This is a genomic window from Hydrogenophaga sp. LT287 (assembly GCF_055702805.1).
In genome coordinates this window covers 125,313-140,929 of sequence record NZ_JBVPZC010000003.1, presented here as the reverse complement: position 1 = coordinate 140,929, position 15,617 = coordinate 125,313, and the positions used below count along the sequence as shown (strand labels likewise).

Genomic DNA, 15,617 nt, shown 5'->3' with positions numbered 1-15,617 from the left:
GCTCAGGCGACGCTGAACGGCGCCTGCAGAAACCCGCGAAACCGGGCCCTGCCACCCCGCAGCGGTGCCTGCGTAAGCCGGTAGTTCGGAAAACGCTGCAAAAAGCGGCCAATGGCAACGCGACCCTCCAGCCGCGCCAGGCTCAACCCCGCGCACTGGTGAATGCCAAAGCCAAACGCCAGGTGTTTGTTGGGTTCGCGGGTGAGGTCCAGCGCCTCGGGGTTTGGGCATTGCGCCGGGTCTCGGTTGGCTGCGCCAATACACAAGGTGACGAGCGCGCCCGCCGGCAGGTCCACCCCACCCACCGTGGTGGCGCACAGCGCGCGGCGGTTGCCCAGCTGGTTGGACGACTCGAAGCGCAGAAACTCGTCCACCGCGCGTGTCAGCACGGCCTCTTGTGCCAGCGCATCGCCGCCGGTCTGTTTTAGCGCTTGCTGCAACTGCGCGTGGGCCTCTGGGTGTTCCTGCAGCGCCAGGAGGCCATTGCCAATCAGGTTGGTGGTGGTTTCGTGCCCGGCGTTCAGCAGAAAAATGCAGTTTTGCAGCAGCTCCACTTCGCTGAGCTGTTCACCGCCGGCCTCGCCCTGAATCAGCCGGGTCAACACGTCGCGCTCGGGGTCGCCGGGTTGCCGGCGGCGCGCCGCCACCAGGGTGCGCAGGTAGTCCAGCATGTCGGTCACGCTCTGGTTGCCCAGCGCTTGCTGCTCGGGCGACACCACCGGTTCCAGCGCGCCCAAAATGGCCAGCGACCAGGCCCGCAGCGGCCCGCGGTCGGGGTGGGGCACACCCAGCAGGTTGCCGATGATGTCCACCGGAATGGCCGAGGCAAAGTCTTCGATCAGATCGCCACCGCCTTGTTCGGCCAATCGGTCGAGCAGACCGTCCACCAACTGCACCAGGCCGGGTTCCATGTCGGCAATGGCGCGCCGGGTGAGCGCGCCCATGATGAGCTTGCGCACGCGGGTGTGCAGCGGCGGGTCGTTGAACACCAGGCTGGTGGTGTGGTGCTCAAACAGCGGTGAACCCGCCCCGTATTTGGGCGCAAATTCCACGTGTTTGTCCGAACTGAAGGTGGCTGCGTCGCGGTACACGGTCACCAGGTCGGTGTAGCGGGTCAGAAAATACGAGCCGTCGGGCATGCGCCGCACCGGCTCGCTTGCGCGCAGCGCGGCGTACACCGGGTAGGGGTTGGCCAGAAAGTCGGCGGGCAGGGCGCGCAGGTCAAAGTTGGCGGCAATGGCCTGGGCGCGTGCCGGGGTCATGGCGGGCGTGATGGCTTCGGGGGAAATGGTTGTGTGCATGGCGCCATTCTGGCAGCGCTGGCCGCTTGGGTGCGGGCTTGACCGCGCCATGCCGATAACCCGTGGCCACGCTCAAGCAGCCAAACCACCGTACCATTTGTCCCCGGTTGTGAATGCCAGGGAACCGTTGCGCCGGCTTTGGCTTCGCTCAAGCCGGCCCCTTTCATGGCGATTGCCATTTTTTCGCTTTTGCGCTTCGTTTTTTCTAGTCATGCTTCCCCCAGTTGCCGAGCCCTCCATCGATATCGTTTACCTCTGGGTAGACGGCAACGACCCTGTCTGGCGTGCCAAAAGGCACCGGGCCGCTCTCGGCATGGACGCCGCCCAAACCGAGGCGCTGGCACCCTTCGGCAATGTGGAGGGGCGTTTTCGGGACAACGAGGAGCTGCGCTACAGTTTGCGTGCGCTGGAGCGGTTTTTCCCCGATCACGGCCATGTGTACCTGGTGACCGACGAGCAGACGCCGCCCTGGCTGCGCGATACCAGCCGCCTCACCGTGGTGAGCCACCGCGATTTGCTACCCGCCGACCGCCTGCCCACTTTCGATTCCGGCAACATCGAGTCCTACATCCACCGCATTACCGGGCTGTCCGAGCGCTATTTTTATCTCAACGACGACGTGTTTTTTGGCGCGCCGGTTCGGCTGGATCACTGGTTTTGGCCGGGTGGTTTTTATGCCGCCTGGTCTGACGACCCGGACGTGCGGGAAGGCCCCATGCGGCCGGATGACAATTCGCTGGAAAACGCCAGCCGCTTGTCGGACCAGTGGCTCAACGCGCTGCCTTCGCTCAGCGGAGCCGACTACTGCCACACGCCCCGCACCTTTGCGCACTCGCCGCGGCCTATGTTGAAGTCGCTGCTGTTTCGGCTGGAAGACGAGGCGCCTGAGCTGTTCGAGCGGGTGCGTTCCGGCGTGTTTCGCACCTGGGACAACCCGACCCTGGTGTCCGACTTCGTGCTGCGCTGGGCCCTGGCGCATGGTGTGGCCAAAATTCGGGACTACGCCCACCTGTACGTGGCCACGGGCGATGCCGATCAGGCAGGGCAGCTGGCAGCCTTGGTGAAAGCCAGCGGGCAGCTGGACTTTTTCTGCGTCAACGACACCACGGACGATGCGCACGGCCACGACCCAAGGCTGGCCCAGGTGAAGGCCACACTGCAGAGCCTGTTTCCGCAAGCTTCGCAGTTTGAAACCCAGAGCCTGGGCGTGGTGCACGCCTCGCACAAAGGCACGCAGCACACCCGGGCACACGCATCGCGCCAGTCGGAAATGCCCGGTCAGCGCTCCCTCCGCTCAGGGTCCTGATTCAGGCTTGCCGTGTGTGGCTGGCCCGGTGCCGCGGGGCGCCTGGCTGACGCAGGCTGTCGTGTTTGGTGGCGCGGCCGGCCATGCGTTCGCGCCACATTTTGAACGAGCGCAACTTCAGCTCGCGCCGCATCAGCGCCACCACGGCCGGCTCGTTGAGCCCAAACTGCCGCTCGATGGCTTCAAACGGGGTGCGGTCTTCCCAGGCCATTTCAATCACCCGAGACACATCGGCGGGGCTCAGCGGGCCATGCGGCGGGTGGCTCATGGCGTCAAAAAGTCCCGAATGGCAAACAGGGTGGCGTCGGGCGCTTCCGTCATCTGGTGGTGGCCCACCGGCAGCTGCGCCACTTGCACCCGTTGGCCGCTGGCCTGCGCGGCTGTGATCAAGGTTTTTGCGGCCTTGGGTTGCGTCATCTGGTCTTGCGCGCCCAGCAAAAACAGCACCGGGCAAGGCAGCTTGGCCATGGCGGCTTCACCGCCCGCGTAGCGGTCGCAGGCCACAAAGCCGCGGTGGAACACGTTCACGGCGGTGTTGCTCGCCAGCACCCGTCGCCCCAGCGCCATGCCGGCGCCAAACACCCAGGTGCCCGGCCCCAGCGCCGAGGGCGGTGCGGCCAGCGTGCTGCGCGAAAACACGTTCACCATGTTCAGCGCTTTCATGGGCTCGTTCAGCGAAGCTTCAATGAGCGCGGGCGACACCTTCATGGGGTAAGCGGTACCCACCAGCACCAGGCGGCTCACGCGGTCTTGCAGGCGCGCCGCCGCTTCCAGCGCGATCAGCGAGCCCCAGCTGTGGCCCACCAGTGCGGCCTTTTGCACACCCGCGGCGTGCAGCATGGCGGCAATGAAATCGGCGGCTTCCTCGACAGACGACGGCGCGTCGCCGCCACTCTTGCAGTGGCCTGGCAGGTCGACCGCCAGCACGTTGAAACCGTGGTGGGCCAGGTAGCGGCTTTGCAAAATCCAGACGCTGTGGTCGTTCAGCACGCCGTGGATGAAGACCACGGTGGGTTTGGCGGCATCGAAGGCTTTGCCGCCGGTGTAGCAATAGGTTTTTGCGCCGTTGACGGTGAGGTACATGTTGGGTCTCCATTCCGTTCGCCCTGAGCTTGTCGAAGGGCTTCGACAGGCTCAGCCCGAACGGTGTTTGTGTATCAGGCCGCTTTTTCCGCCGCTTTCAGCGCGCGCTTCAAGTCGTCGATCAAATCGTCCGCATCCTCCAGCCCGATGGACAGGCGGATCGTGCCCGGGCCAATGCCGGCACCGGCCAGAGCTTCGTCCGCCATGCGGAAATGGGTGGTGCTGGCCGGGTGGATCACCAGCGAGCGGCAGTCGCCCACGTTGGCCAGGTGGCTGAAAATTTTCAGCGCTTCAATGAAGGCTTTGCCCTGTTCGCGCGAGCCTTTGATGTCGAAGCTGAACACCGAGCCCGCGCCCTTGGCGCCAAAGCGCAACAGCTTTTCAGCCAGGGCGTGGCTCGGGTGGCTGTCCAGCAGCGGGTGGCCCACGCGTCCCACCAGCGGGTGGCTGGCCAGAAACTGCACCACGCGCTCGGTGTTGGCCATGTGCCGGTCCATGCGCAGCGACAGCGTTTCAATGCCTTGCAATATCAGCCAGGCGCTGTGTGGCGACAGGCAGGCGCCAAAGTCGCGCAGGCCTTCGCGCCGCGCGCGCAGCAGGAACGCGCCCACGGTGCTTTCTTCGCTGAAGGTCATGCCGTGGAAACCGTCGTAGGGCTCGGTCAGCTCGGGGAATTTGCCCGATTTGTCCCAGTCGAAACTGCCACCGTCCACCACCACGCCGCCAATCACGGTGCCGTGGCCGCTTAGAAACTTGGTGGCCGAGTGGTAAACGAGGTCGGCGCCGTGCTCAAAAGGTTTGATCAGGTAGGGCGTGGTCAGCGTGCTGTCCACCAGTAGGGGCACGCCGGCCTCGTGGGCGATTTGCGCCACGGTTGGTATGTCCAGCACGTCCAGGCCCGGGTTGCCCACGGTTTCGCCGAAAAACAGTTTGGTGTTGGGCCGCACGGCGGCACGCCAGCCATCGATGTCGCCCGGCTTCACAAACGTGGTTTCGATGCCGAAGCGGCGCAGCGTGTAGTGCAGCAGGTTCTGGCTGCCGCCGTACAGCGCCGTGCTGGCGACGATGTGCGAACCCGCGCCCATGAGCGTGGCCACGCTCAGGTGCAGCGCGGCCTGGCCGCTGGCCACCGAAATGGCGCCAATGCCGCCCTCCAGCGCGGCCATGCGCTGCTCAAAAACCGCGTTGGTCGGGTTGCTGATGCGGCTGTACACATGGCCTGCGCGCTCCAGGTTGAACAGGGCGGCGGCGTGGTCGCTGGACTCGAACACGAACGATGTGGTGAGGTGGATCGGCACGGCGCGCGCGCCCGTGGCGTCGGGCGTGGCACCGGCGTGCAGCGCCAGGGTGTCAAAGCCAGGGTCGGAATAATCGGACATGCAGGGTCTCCAGAGTTGAAGCGTCACACCCGAAACCGGTTGTGCGCAGTGGTTTTACCGTTTATTGTGGGCTATATTCCCACCCACAACAGCCCAGCTGGAGACAGCGAAACTCCGAGGAGAACAGCCATGAAAGTCAGTGACATCTTGCGCGTCAAGGGCGGAACGCTCTACACCTGCCAGCCCGAAGAATCGCTGGACCGTGCGGTGCAAACCATGTCGGAATACGACATTGGTTCGCTGGCCGTGATGGACCGCGGGGAACTGGTGGGCATGTTGACCTTTCGCGAGGTGATCCACACGCTGGCGAAAAACGGCGGTGTGCTCAATGGCAAGACGGTGCGCACCGTGATGGACGACCACCCCATGAGCTGCACACCAGAGACCGAGCTGGACGAGGTGCGCCCCATGATGCTGGAGCGCCACACCCGCTACATGCCCGTCATGGACAACCGCATGCTCATGGGTGTGATCAGCTTTTACGACGTTGCCAAAGCCGTGGTGGACAGCCAGAACTTTGAAAACAAGATGCTCAAAGCCTACATCCGCGATTGGCCCGAGGAAGAGGGCGCTGCCCCCGTCGAAGCCGCCAAGTAAACCCACCGGCGCCACGCAAAACGCCCCGCCAGCCGGGGTGTTTTGCATGGCAGCGCCGTTTGCGTGAAACGTCCACAACCCCGGAAACCGCGGGGCTGGCTCTGCCAAACCGCTGGTGTTGCCCCCAGCAGGGGAGTGACGCGCGCAGCGCGGCGCGGGGGGTTACATCGAGCTGTGGATCATGTCCCGCACCCGCGGGTAAATCTGCTGGTTCCAGCGACGCCCGCTGAACACGCCGTAATGCCCCACGCCGGTTTGCACATGGTGTGTTTTCAGATAGGGCCGCACGCTGGGGCACAGGTCCTGCGCAGCTACCGTCTGGCCCACGGCGCAAATGTCGTCGCGCTCGCCCTCCACCGTCATGAGCGCTGTGCGGCGGATGGCTGCGGGGTTGACGGTGCGGCCTTTGTACTGCAGCACGCCGCGGGGCAGGTCGTAGGTTTGAAACACTTTTTCCACCGTTTCCAGGTAGAACTCGGCCGGCAAATCGTTGACCGCCAGGTATTCCTCGTAAAAGTCCTGAATGGTGGCGGCTTCCTCCACCCGGCCGTGGTCCAGGTGGTCGTAGATGTGCCGAAACGACTGCTTGTGCCGCTCCGGGTTCATGCTGATGAAGGCCGAGAGCTGCACAAAACCGGGGTACACCCGGCGCATGAACCCGGTGTGGGGCAGCGGCACATGGCTGATGAGGTTCTTCTCAAACCACGCGATGGGCTTGCTCACCGCCAGCCGGTTCACTTCCGTGGGGTTCACGCGGCAGTCCACCGGGCCGGCCATCAGTGTGAGGCTGCGCGGTTGGGCCGGGTTGTCGTCTTCGGCCATGATGGCCGTGGCGGCGAGCGCGGCCACGCAAGGCTGGCACACCGCCACCAGGTGGCTGCCTTCGCCCACCGCTTCGGTGAACGCGATCATGTAGCTGATGTAGTCGTCCAGGCTGAACCCGCCGTGCAGCAGCGACACATCGCGCGCGTTGTGCCAATCGGTGATGAACACCTCGTGGTCTTGCAACAGCGTGCGCGCGGTTTCGCGCAGCAGGGTGGCAAAGTGGCCTGAAAGCGGCGCCACCAACAGCACCTTGGGTTGGGGCGGCAGGTCGGTATCGGTTTTGCGAAAGCGCAGCAGGGTGCCAAACGGCAGCGTGAGCACGGTTTCTTCCACCACCGGGACTTCGCGGCCGTCCACCGTGGCCGAATGGATGTTGTAAGGCGGGCGCGAATGGGTGAGGTGCAGGCGCGACAGCACATCGCACGCAGCCGCCACTTTGCGCAGCAGGGTGCGCTCGGTTTGCTGGAGCCAGAGCGAGGCGCTGAGGTGCTGGGCCGCCAGCCGCAGCGGCGAGGCCAGGTCGGACTGAAGTTGGTAGGCCTGGTACAGCATTGCGCTCTTTCCTCTGTTGGGATGCTGTTGTGCAGGCAAGTAATGGGCCAGCGCGGGTTGCACCCGGCTGGTGCGTTCGGCATGCACAAAGGTGGCACAGGGATTGCTCGTGGTACCGCTTCAAAAGGAGCATGTTAATGGCCAAGGCGGTTCTCACGATCAGCAGCAAAAATTATGGCGCGTGGGCTCTGCGCGGCTGGCTCATGGCCAAACTGGCCAAGCTGGAGTTCACCGAAAACACCATTTCGCCCGACGACCCGGCCATGAAGGCCGAAATGCTGCTGCTGTCGGCCTCCATGCGCGTGCCCTCGCTGGAGCACGACGGCGTGCACGTGTGGGACACGCTGGCCATCGGCGAGTATTTGAACGAGATCAAGCCCAAAGCCGGGCTGCTGCCGGCCGACCGCGCTGCCCGTGCCCACTGCCGCGCCATTTGCGGCGAAATGCATTCGGGCTTCAGCGCCATGCGCTCGTCGCTGCCCATGAATATCAAGGCCCACTTTCCCGGCTTCAAACTCTGGTCGCGGGCACGCACCGACATCGACCGGGTTGAAATCATCTGGCAGGAGTGTCTGGCCAAGTACGGCGGCCCGTTCCTGTTCGGCGCCAAGCCCTGCATCGCCGACGCGATGTTTGCGCCGGTGGTCACCCGCTTCATCACCTACGACGTACCGCTGGATGCCGAATGCGTGGCCTACTGCGACGCCATCATGGCCCTGCCTGCGATGAAAGAATGGGTGGCGGCGGCACAGGCGGAACCCGACGAAATTGACGAGCTTGAGGCAGAATTTTGACCCACCCCCTACCGCGCTGCGCGTGACCCCCTCAAGGGGGCGGTGCCTGCGGCCTGGCAGAGCCAGTTCCGCGGCACCTCTGGACTGGGGTACTTCGCGCCGGAAAGGCGCCATGTCTTGGTCGCTCTCACGGCTCGGTCCAGGGTGTGGGCTTCGGGATTTCACAGACCGGGTCGACCTGCACCGATTTGAAGTCTGCCGGCGACACGATTTCCAGGTATTCCATGTCGGGCGAGTAGTCAAACAGGTAGTGGCGAATGCCCGGGCGCTGGTGCACCACGTCGCCGGCTTCTACCAGCGTCACCTGGTCTTCGTACATGAACTTGGCCCAGCCTTTGGTCATGATCACGATCTGGAAGTCGGCCTCGTGGATGTGCCAGCCCGTGCCACCGTCGGGCGGCAGGTTGGCCTTCACCAGGTGCGCCACCACCTTACCGTGCGTGGCTGCCGCCACGCCCAGGTCGCGGTAGAGAAAAAAGTCGCGCAGGCCGCCGCGCACAAATTCGGTTTCACCGGGTTTGACATGGGAGAACAGGGTGGTGGTTCGGTCCAGCATGGGGCGCTCCTTGGGCGGTGGGTGCAATCAAATTGTTGCAATGCAGCACAAAGCATGAAGCGTTCCATTGGCCTTTGCAGCTGTTCGAGCGCCCGCATGCACCGAAAGCTGCGCTGGGACGCACCAGACTGGGCGGTGCAGCACCACGTCGGCCCTCTGGGATAATCCAGCCCACTATGAGCGGCAACACCTTCGGCACCCTGTTTTGCGTCACCAACTTTGGTGAATCCCACGGCCCGGCCATTGGCTGCGTGATCGACGGCTGTCCGCCCGGCATGGCGCTGACCGAGGCCGACATCCAGCTGGACCTGGACCGCCGCCGTCCCGGCACCAGCAAATTCGTCACCCAGCGCAACGAGCCCGATGCGGTGGAAATTTTGAGCGGTGTGTACCAAGGCCAGACGACCGGCACGCCTATTGCGCTGCTGATTCGCAACACCGACCAGCGCAGCAAAGACTACGGCAACATCCTGCAGACTTTCCGGCCCGGCCATGCCGACTACACCTACTGGCAAAAGTTTGGCATCCGCGACCCGCGCGGCGGTGGTCGCAGCTCGGCCCGCCTCACGGCGCCCACCGTGGCGGCCGGCGCGGTGGCCAAGAAGTGGCTGAAAGAGCGCTACGGCACCACCTTTCACGCCTGCATGACGCAAATTGGTGATGTGGCCATTGGCTTTGAGAGCTGGGACCATGTGCCCAACAACCCGTTTTTTGCGCCAGTGGCCGACGTTTCAGCGCTGGAAGACTTCATGGGTGCGCTGCGCAAGAGCGGTGACTCGTGTGGTGCTCGCCTGCGCGTGGTGGCCAAAAACATGCCGGTGGGCCTGGGTCAGCCGCTGTACGACAAGCTCGATGCCGACATTGCCTACGCCATGATGGGATTGAACGCGGTGAAGGGTGTGGAAATTGGCGCCGGTTTCGCCAGTGTGGCGCAGCGCGGCAGCACGCACGGTGATTCGCTCACGCCCGAAGGCTTTGTGGGCAACAACGCCGGGGGTGTGCTCGGCGGCATCAGCACCGGGCAAGACCTGGACGTGTCCGTGGCCATCAAACCCACCAGCTCCATTTTGGTGCCGCGCCACAGCATTGACGTGGACGGACAACCCACCGAAGTCATCACCAAGGGCCGGCACGACCCGTGTGTGGGTATCCGCGCAGCGCCCATCATGGAAGCGCTGCTGGCGCTGGTGGTGATGGACCACGCGCTGCGCCACCGCGCGCAGTGTGGTGATGTCAAGGTCGAGACGCCTGACATCGCCGCAGCTTCTCGCCGTTGATTTCAAGTCTTTCGTGCACCCGTCACTCCCGTTCGCCCTGAGCCTGTCGAAGGGCTTGCGAGGGCTTTCTTCGACAGGTTCAGGACGATCGGGAAATCAGGCTCAGCCCGAACGGGGCGCGCGGTGAGCCAGCGCAGACAACTGTTCCCGTTTGCGGCGCTCTCAGCCAGCTATTTCGCGCACATCGGGTTTTTCAACCCCTACCTGCCGCTGTGGCTGAAAGAGCTGGGATTCAGCCTGATCGCCATTGCGGTCCTCACGTCGGTGCAGTCGGCCACCCGCCTGTTTGCGCCCTACGGTTGGGGCATGCTGAGCGACCGCACCGGCGAGCGCGTGAAGCTGTTGCGTTTTGGGGCTACGGTGGCGCTGCTTCTGTCCATGGGCCTGTGGTTTCCGCTCGGCGGCGTGGCGCTGTTTGTGGTGTTGCTGCTCATGTTCACCCACACCAGCGCCATGATGCCCATGAGCGAAGCCGCGTTGGCGCACCTGGTGAGCCAGGGTGGCGCGTTTGACGCCAAACGCTATGGCCGCGTGCGGCTCTGGGGTTCGCTGGGTTTTCTGATCACGGTGGTCAGCGCCGGCTGGTGGTTTGAGCGCTTTGGCATGGGGCATTTCCCCGCCTGGACGCTGGTGACGCTGGCGGCGGTGGTGGTCAGCGTGTGGCTGCTGCCCGACTTCAAAGAAACCGCTCACCACGAAGACGCGCACCCCAATATGTGGCCGGTGTTGCGCCTGCCGGCGGTGCGCTGGTTTTTCGCCGCCGTGTTTTTTCATGTGCTGGCGCACATCTTCATTTACGTGTTTTTCTCGCTGTATCTGGACAGCCTGGGCTACAGCAAGACGGTGATTGGCCTGCTGTGGGCTTTGTCGGTGGTGATCGAGATTGGCTGGTTTTTCTTTCAGGGGCGCTGGCTGCCCTTGCTCTCGCTCACCGGCTGGCTGGTGCTGGCGGCTGCACTGATGGCGTTGCGCATGGGCCTGACCGCCGCTTTGCCCATGGTGTTGCCGCTGTTGCTGCTGGCGCAGGCGCTGCACGCCATCACCTTTGCGGCGCACCACACGGTGTGCATTGCGCTGCTGTCGCACCACTTCCCGGGCCGCTTGCGCGGGCGCGGGCAGGCGCTCTACACCGTGGTGGGCTATGGTCTGCCCGGGGTCCTGGGTGGCTTGGGTGGTGGGCTGCTGTCGTCCGCCTTGGGGCTGGCCAGCGTGTTCTGGCTGGCCAGCGCTTGCGCCCTCGTTGCCATGGGGTGTGCTCTGCGCCTGCGCCGGCTGGAGCACCCCAGGGGCTGAGTCGTCAGGCTTTCAAGCCCGAGTTTCCTCACCCAGGCGCCCATCGCGGAAGTCGTTCAGCGCCTGGTAAATCTCGTCTTTGGCGTTCATCACGAACGGGCCGTATTGCGCGATCGGTTCGTTCAACGGGCAACCGGCGATCAGCAGCGCCTTGGCGTCGCTGGTGCCTTCCATCACCACGCCATCGGCACCGGGCTCGTTGGCCAGCAGGGCCATGCGCTGCGCCGGCACGCGCTGGCCACCAATGGTGACTTCACCCCGGTACACATACACAAAAGCGTTGTGCCCGGCCGGCAAAGATTGGGCGAACGCAGTGCCTGCCGGCAGGTGCAGGTCCAGGTAAACCGGCGCGGTGGCGTCACGGGTCACGGCACCGCCCACACCGTGGCTCTCACCGGCGATCACGGTCACGGCCACGCCCTCGGGCGTGGTGAACTGCGGCAGCTCGGCGTTCTTGAAATCGCGGTACCAGGGCGCGTTCATCTTGTCGCGCCCGGGCAGGTTCAGCCAGAGCTGAAAGCCTTCCATCACGCCTTCTTCCTGCTGCGGTATCTCTGAATGGATCACACCTTTGCCGGCGGTCATCCACTGCACACCACCGTTTTCCAGCAGACCCTCGTTGCCCGCGCTGTCGCGGTGCAACATGCGGCCCGCGATCATGTAGGTGATGGTCTCAAAGCCGCGGTGCGGGTGGTCCGGGAACCCGGCGATGTAGTCGTCCGGGTTGTCGCTGCCAAAGGCGTCGAGCATCAAAAATGGGTCGAGCCGGCGCTGCAAGTCTTGCGTGAGCACGCGGGTGAGCTTCACGCCCGCGCCGTCCGACGTGGCTTGACCCGCGATCAGGCGCTCCACGCGGCGTGGTTGCTGGACGCTGGGTGCGGTGAGGGTGGTGGTCATGGCAGTCTCCTGGTGAAACGGGGCGGGGCGTGTCAAATCAAGTGAGGGCCGCTTCCAGGTCGGCTTCGGCCTGGGCAAAGCCCTTGGCCGCCCCTTCCGGGCCCATGGCCAGGCCTTCGGCGTAGATGAAGCGCACGTCGGTCATGCCCAGGAAGCCCAACACAGCCTTGAGGTAAGGCACCTGCGAATCGTTGGGCGTGTCGCGGTACAGGCCGCCCCGGGCCAGGGCCACGTACACCGTCTTGCCCGTCAGCAGGCCTTCGGGGCCGGTGGCGGTGTAGCGGAAGGTGGTGCCGGCGCGGGCAATGGCGTCGATCCAGGCCTTGAACTGCACCGGCACGCCAAAGTTGTACATGGGCACGCCCAGCACGATCGTGTCGTGCGACTGGATTTCGGCAATCAGCGCGTCGTCCAGCGCCACGCGGGCAGCTTGCTCGGGGCTGCGCTGATCGGCCGGAGTGAACAGGGCGCCCAGGGCGGCTTCGTCCAGCACCGGGTGTGGCGTCACGGCCAGGTCGCGCAGGGTGAGCGTGGCGGCGGGGTTGGCCGCTTTCAGGCGCTCGACCACGCTGTTGGCCACTTTGGTGGAGTTGGCGCCTTCGCGGCGGGCACTGGCGTTGATTTGCAGGATGTTCATGGTGTTTTCCTTGAAAAGCGTTGTTCGATGCGTTGACTTTAAGGTGGATCAATCGTCTTGAAAATCCCTTGAAATGGATATGATTGTTGCTATGGTGGAACAATCAAGCGCTGAATACGGGGTGGACCCCAACGATTTGCTGATCTTTGCCCGCGTGGCCGAGCTGGGCAGCTTCAGCCGCGCGGCCGAGCGCCTGGGCTTGCCCAAATCCACCGTATCGCGCCGCTTGGCAGCGCTGGAACAGCGCATGGGCGAGCGCCTGCTGCTGCGCACCACGCGGCGCCAAACCGTCACCGAATTTGGTCTGCAACTGCTGGAGCATGCGCGCCAGGTGGTGGCCGAAATGGACGCCGTGGCCGTGCTGCGCGAGCAGCGCCAGGCGGCGCCGAGCGGGCGGCTGCGCGTGTCCATGCCCAGCGACTTTGCCAACCTGCTGCTGGTGGACAGCCTGGCCGCCTTCATGGCGCTGCACCCCGCCATTTCGCTGGAGCTGGACCTGTCGCCCCGGCGGGTGGACTTGCTGGGCGAGGGTTTCGATGTGGCCATCCGCATGGGCGATCTGCCTGACGACGCGCTGCTGGTGGCCAGCAAGCTGGCGGTGTTTACCCACGGCTTGTATGCCTCGCCCGACTACCTGGCCGAACACGGCGACCCGCAGAGCCCCGACGACCTGGCGCGCCACGCGGCCGTGCGCCTGATGCGTGGCAGCGGCGAGGCCGCCGGCTGGACGCTGGTGCAGGGTGGGCAGCGCTGGGACGCGGTGCCCGTGGGCAGGCTGAGTGCGAATTCGCCTGAGATGCTGATGCGCCTGGCCAGCGCGGGTGCCGGTATTGCGGCGCTGCCAGACGGGTTTGCCCAAAGGGCTGTGCGCGGGGGCGTTTTGCGGCGTGTTTTGCCCGGTTGGCACCTGCCCAGCAGTACCGCCTGGGCGGTGTACCCGGGGCGCAAACTCATGCCGGCCAAGACGCGGGCGTTTGTGGACATGCTGCAGCAGGCGCTGGGCGGACGCAGCCTGTCGTTTGCCACTGAGCAAACCTGAGCGCCAGACGGCGCCGCGGTTCGCAGGTCGTCCGGTCGGGCTCCACTAAACTTGCGTGCTCTGGTCAGCCACAACACAAGGAATACCCATGGGCGCGCAGTGGAAAGCAAAACACAAAGATCTGGCGGCCAACGCCAAAGGGCGGCTGTTTGGCAAGCTGGCCAAAGACATCATGATCGCTGCGCGCCACGGCGCTGACCCGGCCGCCAACTCGCGCTTGCGTCTGGTGGTGGAGCAGGCGCGCAAGGTGTCCATGCCCAAAGAAACGCTGGACCGGGCCATCAAGAAGGGCGCCGGGCTCACTGGCGAGGCGGTGCATTTTGAACACGTCATTTACGAAGGCTTCGCACCGCACCGCGTGCCGGTGATGATCGAGTGCCTGACCGACAACGTGAACCGCGCCGCGTCGGACATGCGCGTGCTGTTTCGCAAGGGTCAGCAGGGCACCAGCGGCTCGGTGTCTTGGGACTTTGACCATGTGGGCATCATCGAGGCCGAACCCGCCCAACCGGGCGCCGACCCCGAAATGGCCGCCATTGAAGCCGGGGCACAAGACTTCGACGTGGGCGACGAAGACGGCGTGACCGTGTTCATGACCGACCCGACCGATCTGGACCTGGTCAGCCGCGCGCTGCCTGCGCAGGGCTTTACCGTGCTGTCGGCCAAGCTGGGCTACAAGCCCAAGAACCCGATCGACCCCGGCAGCCTGAGCCCCGAACAGCTGGACGAGGTGGAAAGCTTTCTGGCGGCGCTCGACGCGAACGAAGACGTGCAAAACGTGTTTGCTGGCCTGGGTGGCTGAGCCTTACCGGGTGCTTCTGCGAGGGTGATAAGCGGGATGCTTCACGCTTTGTCGCCCCAGCGCCGTGCAGGCCCGGCCAAATCCGGGAAAATCACCGCTCCTTCCTATTCTGTGAATGCTTTTTCATGACCGACGCGACCCAAGCCCCAGCGCTGCCCGACCACCTTTCTATCGACCCGCGCAGCCCGCACCATGTGGCCGCTGTGTTTGAGCACGACATTGGCATTCGCCTGAACGACCGCGAGCGCTTTGATGTGGCCGAATACTGCATCAGCGAAGGCTGGGTAAAAGTGCCCGCCGGCAAAACGGTGGACCGCAAGGGCCAGCCGCTGCTGATGAAGATCAAGGGCAAGGTCGAGGTGTTTTACAAGTAAGCAAACGACGCTCCGACAGACGTCACCAGTTACCACGGGAGCCAACATGGCCAGCGATTTGGATACGGTCAGGGTGCTCAGGGCACTGTTCAACGACATGCCGCGGGCACCCCAAGGCCTTTCTCACTTGGAGACCATGGCCTGGATCCAGCAGTCCATGCAAGACTTCGAGGGCGGTGAGATGGCCTACACCATCGAGCACATCACCCGCAATTCCATGCTCGACATCGTGCTGCGTATGCGTGAAGAGGGGCAACTGCGAGACGATGCGGCGTTTGACGAAACCGTGGCGCTGATCTCGACGCCCGAAGGCCGGAGAACCTTTATGGACCGCTGCATCACCGCGCAAAAAAGCGTGGATGCCACCTCCAGGCTCATCAACCGCGCCAAGCGTTCGTGGTCTGACCCGAGGCCGTTGTTCGATGTGCGGCAGGAAGAGGTGCAGCGTTTCGTGCGGGGTGAACCTTCTGGCCCCGGGTCTTTGGTGGCTGAGTTCCTGGCCCGCGAAGACGTGCAGGGCATCGGTGTGGCGGATCTCATGCCGGAGCGTATTTTTGAGTTTTCATGGGGCTTCGTGACCGAAGACGCCGGCGTGTGGCACGTTTACCTGGCCGACGCCTGGCGCCGTGGCACCGTGGGCTATTTCGAGCGTTTTCTGGCGGCTTGGCGCATCGAAAGTGAAACCCCCAGCGACAGCGAGGCGGGCGCCCAGCCGGTGCCTTCAGGCCTTTCGTTTGACGTCGGCATCACGGCCTTCAGTTGTCTTTCTCTGCAGGCCGGCCCCGCGCCGGTGGATGACGTCACCCGTCAATGGGTGGGTGAGGTGTTTTTGGTGCGGATATTGCCCTACATGGCAGGGCGTGCGCTGGACGAAGACTACGATTTCCCGCTGTCTGAACATTGAG

At 64.4% G+C, this 15,617-nt stretch carries 17 protein-coding genes; 9 read left to right on the top strand and 8 right to left on the bottom strand.

The features are described 5' to 3' along the window. Window positions 1-2: 2 nt before the first annotated feature. A complete protein-coding gene (locus AC0GNR_RS04205; protein ID WP_472899751.1) occupies window positions 3-1,301 on the bottom strand; it encodes a cytochrome P450 in 1,299 nt (432 codons plus the stop codon). A 211-nt stretch (window positions 1,302-1,512) separates the two neighbouring features. Between AC0GNR_RS04205 and AC0GNR_RS04200 the strand changes: the two genes are divergently transcribed. Further along, complete coding sequence (locus AC0GNR_RS04200; protein ID WP_472899750.1) at window positions 1,513-2,607, top strand: Stealth CR1 domain-containing protein; 1,095 nt, start codon at window positions 1,513-1,515, stop codon at window positions 2,605-2,607. A gap of 1 nt (window position 2,608) precedes the next feature. Here AC0GNR_RS04200 and AC0GNR_RS04195 read toward each other — a convergent pair whose 3' ends face one another. The 3 genes from AC0GNR_RS04195 to AC0GNR_RS04185 all read right to left on the bottom strand — a co-directional run bounded on the left by AC0GNR_RS04195 (window position 2,609) and on the right by AC0GNR_RS04185 (window position 5,069). After that, window positions 2,609-2,875 (bottom strand): TIGR03643 family protein, encoded by a 267-nt coding sequence (locus AC0GNR_RS04195; RefSeq protein WP_472899749.1) that lies wholly within the window; start codon window positions 2,873-2,875, stop codon window positions 2,609-2,611. Next, the gene (locus AC0GNR_RS04190; protein WP_472899748.1) at window positions 2,872-3,690 is read right to left on the bottom strand and encodes an alpha/beta fold hydrolase; all 819 of its coding nucleotides are present in this window, start codon (window positions 3,688-3,690) and stop codon (window positions 2,872-2,874) included. The genes AC0GNR_RS04195 and AC0GNR_RS04190 overlap by 4 nt, the downstream gene beginning before the upstream one ends. Before the next feature lie 74 nt (window positions 3,691-3,764). Then, window positions 3,765-5,069 carry an O-acetylhomoserine aminocarboxypropyltransferase gene (locus tag AC0GNR_RS04185; RefSeq protein ID WP_472899747.1) on the bottom strand — a complete coding sequence of 435 codons (1,305 nt, stop codon included), beginning with the start codon at window positions 5,067-5,069 and terminating at the stop codon, window positions 3,765-3,767. Window positions 5,070-5,198: 129 nt separating this feature from the next. On the opposite strand from AC0GNR_RS04185, the gene AC0GNR_RS04180 reads away from it, so the two are divergent. Then, complete coding sequence (locus AC0GNR_RS04180; RefSeq protein ID WP_472899746.1) at window positions 5,199-5,666, top strand: CBS domain-containing protein; 468 nt, start codon at window positions 5,199-5,201, stop codon at window positions 5,664-5,666. Between the two features lie 162 nt (window positions 5,667-5,828). Here AC0GNR_RS04180 and AC0GNR_RS04175 read toward each other — a convergent pair whose 3' ends face one another. Then, window positions 5,829-7,043 carry a polyhydroxyalkanoate depolymerase gene (locus AC0GNR_RS04175; RefSeq protein WP_472899745.1) on the bottom strand — a complete coding sequence of 405 codons (1,215 nt, stop codon included), beginning with the start codon at window positions 7,041-7,043 and terminating at the stop codon, window positions 5,829-5,831. 137 nt (window positions 7,044-7,180) lie between these two features. On the opposite strand from AC0GNR_RS04175, the gene AC0GNR_RS04170 reads away from it, so the two are divergent. Beyond that, the gene (locus tag AC0GNR_RS04170; protein WP_472899744.1) at window positions 7,181-7,837 is read left to right on the top strand and encodes a glutathione S-transferase; all 657 of its coding nucleotides are present in this window, start codon (window positions 7,181-7,183) and stop codon (window positions 7,835-7,837) included. Between the two features lie 127 nt (window positions 7,838-7,964). Here the strand turns inward: AC0GNR_RS04170 and AC0GNR_RS04165 are convergent, their stop codons facing one another. Then, window positions 7,965-8,393, bottom strand: coding sequence for a cupin domain-containing protein (locus tag AC0GNR_RS04165; RefSeq protein WP_472899743.1), 429 nt, complete (start codon window positions 8,391-8,393; stop codon window positions 7,965-7,967). A 176-nt stretch (window positions 8,394-8,569) separates the two neighbouring features. Here AC0GNR_RS04165 and aroC point away from each other — a divergent pair, with 176 nt between their 5' ends. Both aroC and AC0GNR_RS04155 read left to right on the top strand, forming a co-directional pair. After that, a complete protein-coding gene (gene aroC / locus AC0GNR_RS04160) occupies window positions 8,570-9,670 on the top strand; it encodes a chorismate synthase (RefSeq protein ID WP_472899742.1) in 1,101 nt (366 codons plus the stop codon). A gap of 123 nt (window positions 9,671-9,793) precedes the next feature. Next, window positions 9,794-10,963: an MFS transporter gene (locus tag AC0GNR_RS04155; RefSeq protein ID WP_472899741.1), complete on the top strand. Its 1,170-nt coding sequence runs from the start codon at window positions 9,794-9,796 to the stop codon at window positions 10,961-10,963. Between the two features lie 12 nt (window positions 10,964-10,975). Here the strand turns inward: AC0GNR_RS04155 and AC0GNR_RS04150 are convergent, their stop codons facing one another. Together AC0GNR_RS04150 and AC0GNR_RS04145 are read right to left on the bottom strand one after the other, a co-directional pair. Continuing rightward, the gene (locus tag AC0GNR_RS04150) at window positions 10,976-11,860 is read right to left on the bottom strand and encodes a pirin family protein (protein WP_472899740.1); all 885 of its coding nucleotides are present in this window, start codon (window positions 11,858-11,860) and stop codon (window positions 10,976-10,978) included. A gap of 37 nt (window positions 11,861-11,897) precedes the next feature. Then, window positions 11,898-12,497: an FMN-dependent NADH-azoreductase gene (locus AC0GNR_RS04145; protein WP_472899739.1), complete on the bottom strand. Its 600-nt coding sequence runs from the start codon at window positions 12,495-12,497 to the stop codon at window positions 11,898-11,900. 73 nt (window positions 12,498-12,570) lie between these two features. Between AC0GNR_RS04145 and AC0GNR_RS04140 the strand changes: the two genes are divergently transcribed. The 4 genes from AC0GNR_RS04140 to AC0GNR_RS04125 all read left to right on the top strand — a co-directional run bounded on the left by AC0GNR_RS04140 (window position 12,571) and on the right by AC0GNR_RS04125 (window position 15,616). Then, window positions 12,571-13,536: a LysR family transcriptional regulator gene (locus AC0GNR_RS04140; protein WP_472899738.1), complete on the top strand. Its 966-nt coding sequence runs from the start codon at window positions 12,571-12,573 to the stop codon at window positions 13,534-13,536. An 88-nt stretch (window positions 13,537-13,624) separates the two neighbouring features. Next, window positions 13,625-14,338: a YebC/PmpR family DNA-binding transcriptional regulator gene (locus tag AC0GNR_RS04135; RefSeq protein ID WP_472899737.1), complete on the top strand. Its 714-nt coding sequence runs from the start codon at window positions 13,625-13,627 to the stop codon at window positions 14,336-14,338. Window positions 14,339-14,463: 125 nt separating this feature from the next. Continuing rightward, window positions 14,464-14,712: a DUF3297 family protein gene (locus AC0GNR_RS04130; RefSeq protein ID WP_439115415.1), complete on the top strand. Its 249-nt coding sequence runs from the start codon at window positions 14,464-14,466 to the stop codon at window positions 14,710-14,712. A 46-nt stretch (window positions 14,713-14,758) separates the two neighbouring features. Continuing rightward, window positions 14,759-15,616 carry a hypothetical protein gene (locus AC0GNR_RS04125; protein WP_472899736.1) on the top strand — a complete coding sequence of 286 codons (858 nt, stop codon included), beginning with the start codon at window positions 14,759-14,761 and terminating at the stop codon, window positions 15,614-15,616. The last annotated feature ends 1 nt before the right edge of the window (window position 15,617 follow it).

What these genes read in the sequence shown, in the direction of transcription:
- AC0GNR_RS04195 (WP_472899749.1), bottom strand. Translation starts at nt 2,875, where the DNA reads ATGAGCCACCCGCCGCATGGCCCGCTGAGCCCCGCCGATGTGTCTCGG.
- AC0GNR_RS04165 (WP_472899743.1), bottom strand. Translation starts at nt 8,393, where the DNA reads ATGCTGGACCGAACCACCACCCTGTTCTCCCATGTCAAACCCGGTGAA.
- AC0GNR_RS04130 (WP_439115415.1), top strand. Translation starts at nt 14,464, where the DNA reads ATGACCGACGCGACCCAAGCCCCAGCGCTGCCCGACCACCTTTCTATC.
- AC0GNR_RS04175 (WP_472899745.1), bottom strand. Translation starts at nt 7,043, where the DNA reads ATGCTGTACCAGGCCTACCAACTTCAGTCCGACCTGGCCTCGCCGCTG.
- AC0GNR_RS04200 (WP_472899750.1), top strand. Translation starts at nt 1,513, where the DNA reads ATGCTTCCCCCAGTTGCCGAGCCCTCCATCGATATCGTTTACCTCTGG.
- AC0GNR_RS04150 (WP_472899740.1), bottom strand. Translation starts at nt 11,860, where the DNA reads ATGACCACCACCCTCACCGCACCCAGCGTCCAGCAACCACGCCGCGTG.
- AC0GNR_RS04140 (WP_472899738.1), top strand. Translation starts at nt 12,571, where the DNA reads ATGGATATGATTGTTGCTATGGTGGAACAATCAAGCGCTGAATACGGG.
- AC0GNR_RS04190 (WP_472899748.1), bottom strand. Translation starts at nt 3,690, where the DNA reads ATGTACCTCACCGTCAACGGCGCAAAAACCTATTGCTACACCGGCGGC.
- AC0GNR_RS04205 (WP_472899751.1), bottom strand. Translation starts at nt 1,301, where the DNA reads ATGCACACAACCATTTCCCCCGAAGCCATCACGCCCGCCATGACCCCG.
- AC0GNR_RS04135 (WP_472899737.1), top strand. Translation starts at nt 13,625, where the DNA reads ATGGGCGCGCAGTGGAAAGCAAAACACAAAGATCTGGCGGCCAACGCC.
- AC0GNR_RS04185 (WP_472899747.1), bottom strand. Translation starts at nt 5,069, where the DNA reads ATGTCCGATTATTCCGACCCTGGCTTTGACACCCTGGCGCTGCACGCC.
- AC0GNR_RS04125 (WP_472899736.1), top strand. Translation starts at nt 14,759, where the DNA reads ATGGCCAGCGATTTGGATACGGTCAGGGTGCTCAGGGCACTGTTCAAC.
- AC0GNR_RS04180 (WP_472899746.1), top strand. Translation starts at nt 5,199, where the DNA reads ATGAAAGTCAGTGACATCTTGCGCGTCAAGGGCGGAACGCTCTACACC.
- AC0GNR_RS04170 (WP_472899744.1), top strand. Translation starts at nt 7,181, where the DNA reads ATGGCCAAGGCGGTTCTCACGATCAGCAGCAAAAATTATGGCGCGTGG.
- aroC (WP_472899742.1), top strand. Translation starts at nt 8,570, where the DNA reads ATGAGCGGCAACACCTTCGGCACCCTGTTTTGCGTCACCAACTTTGGT.
- AC0GNR_RS04145 (WP_472899739.1), bottom strand. Translation starts at nt 12,497, where the DNA reads ATGAACATCCTGCAAATCAACGCCAGTGCCCGCCGCGAAGGCGCCAAC.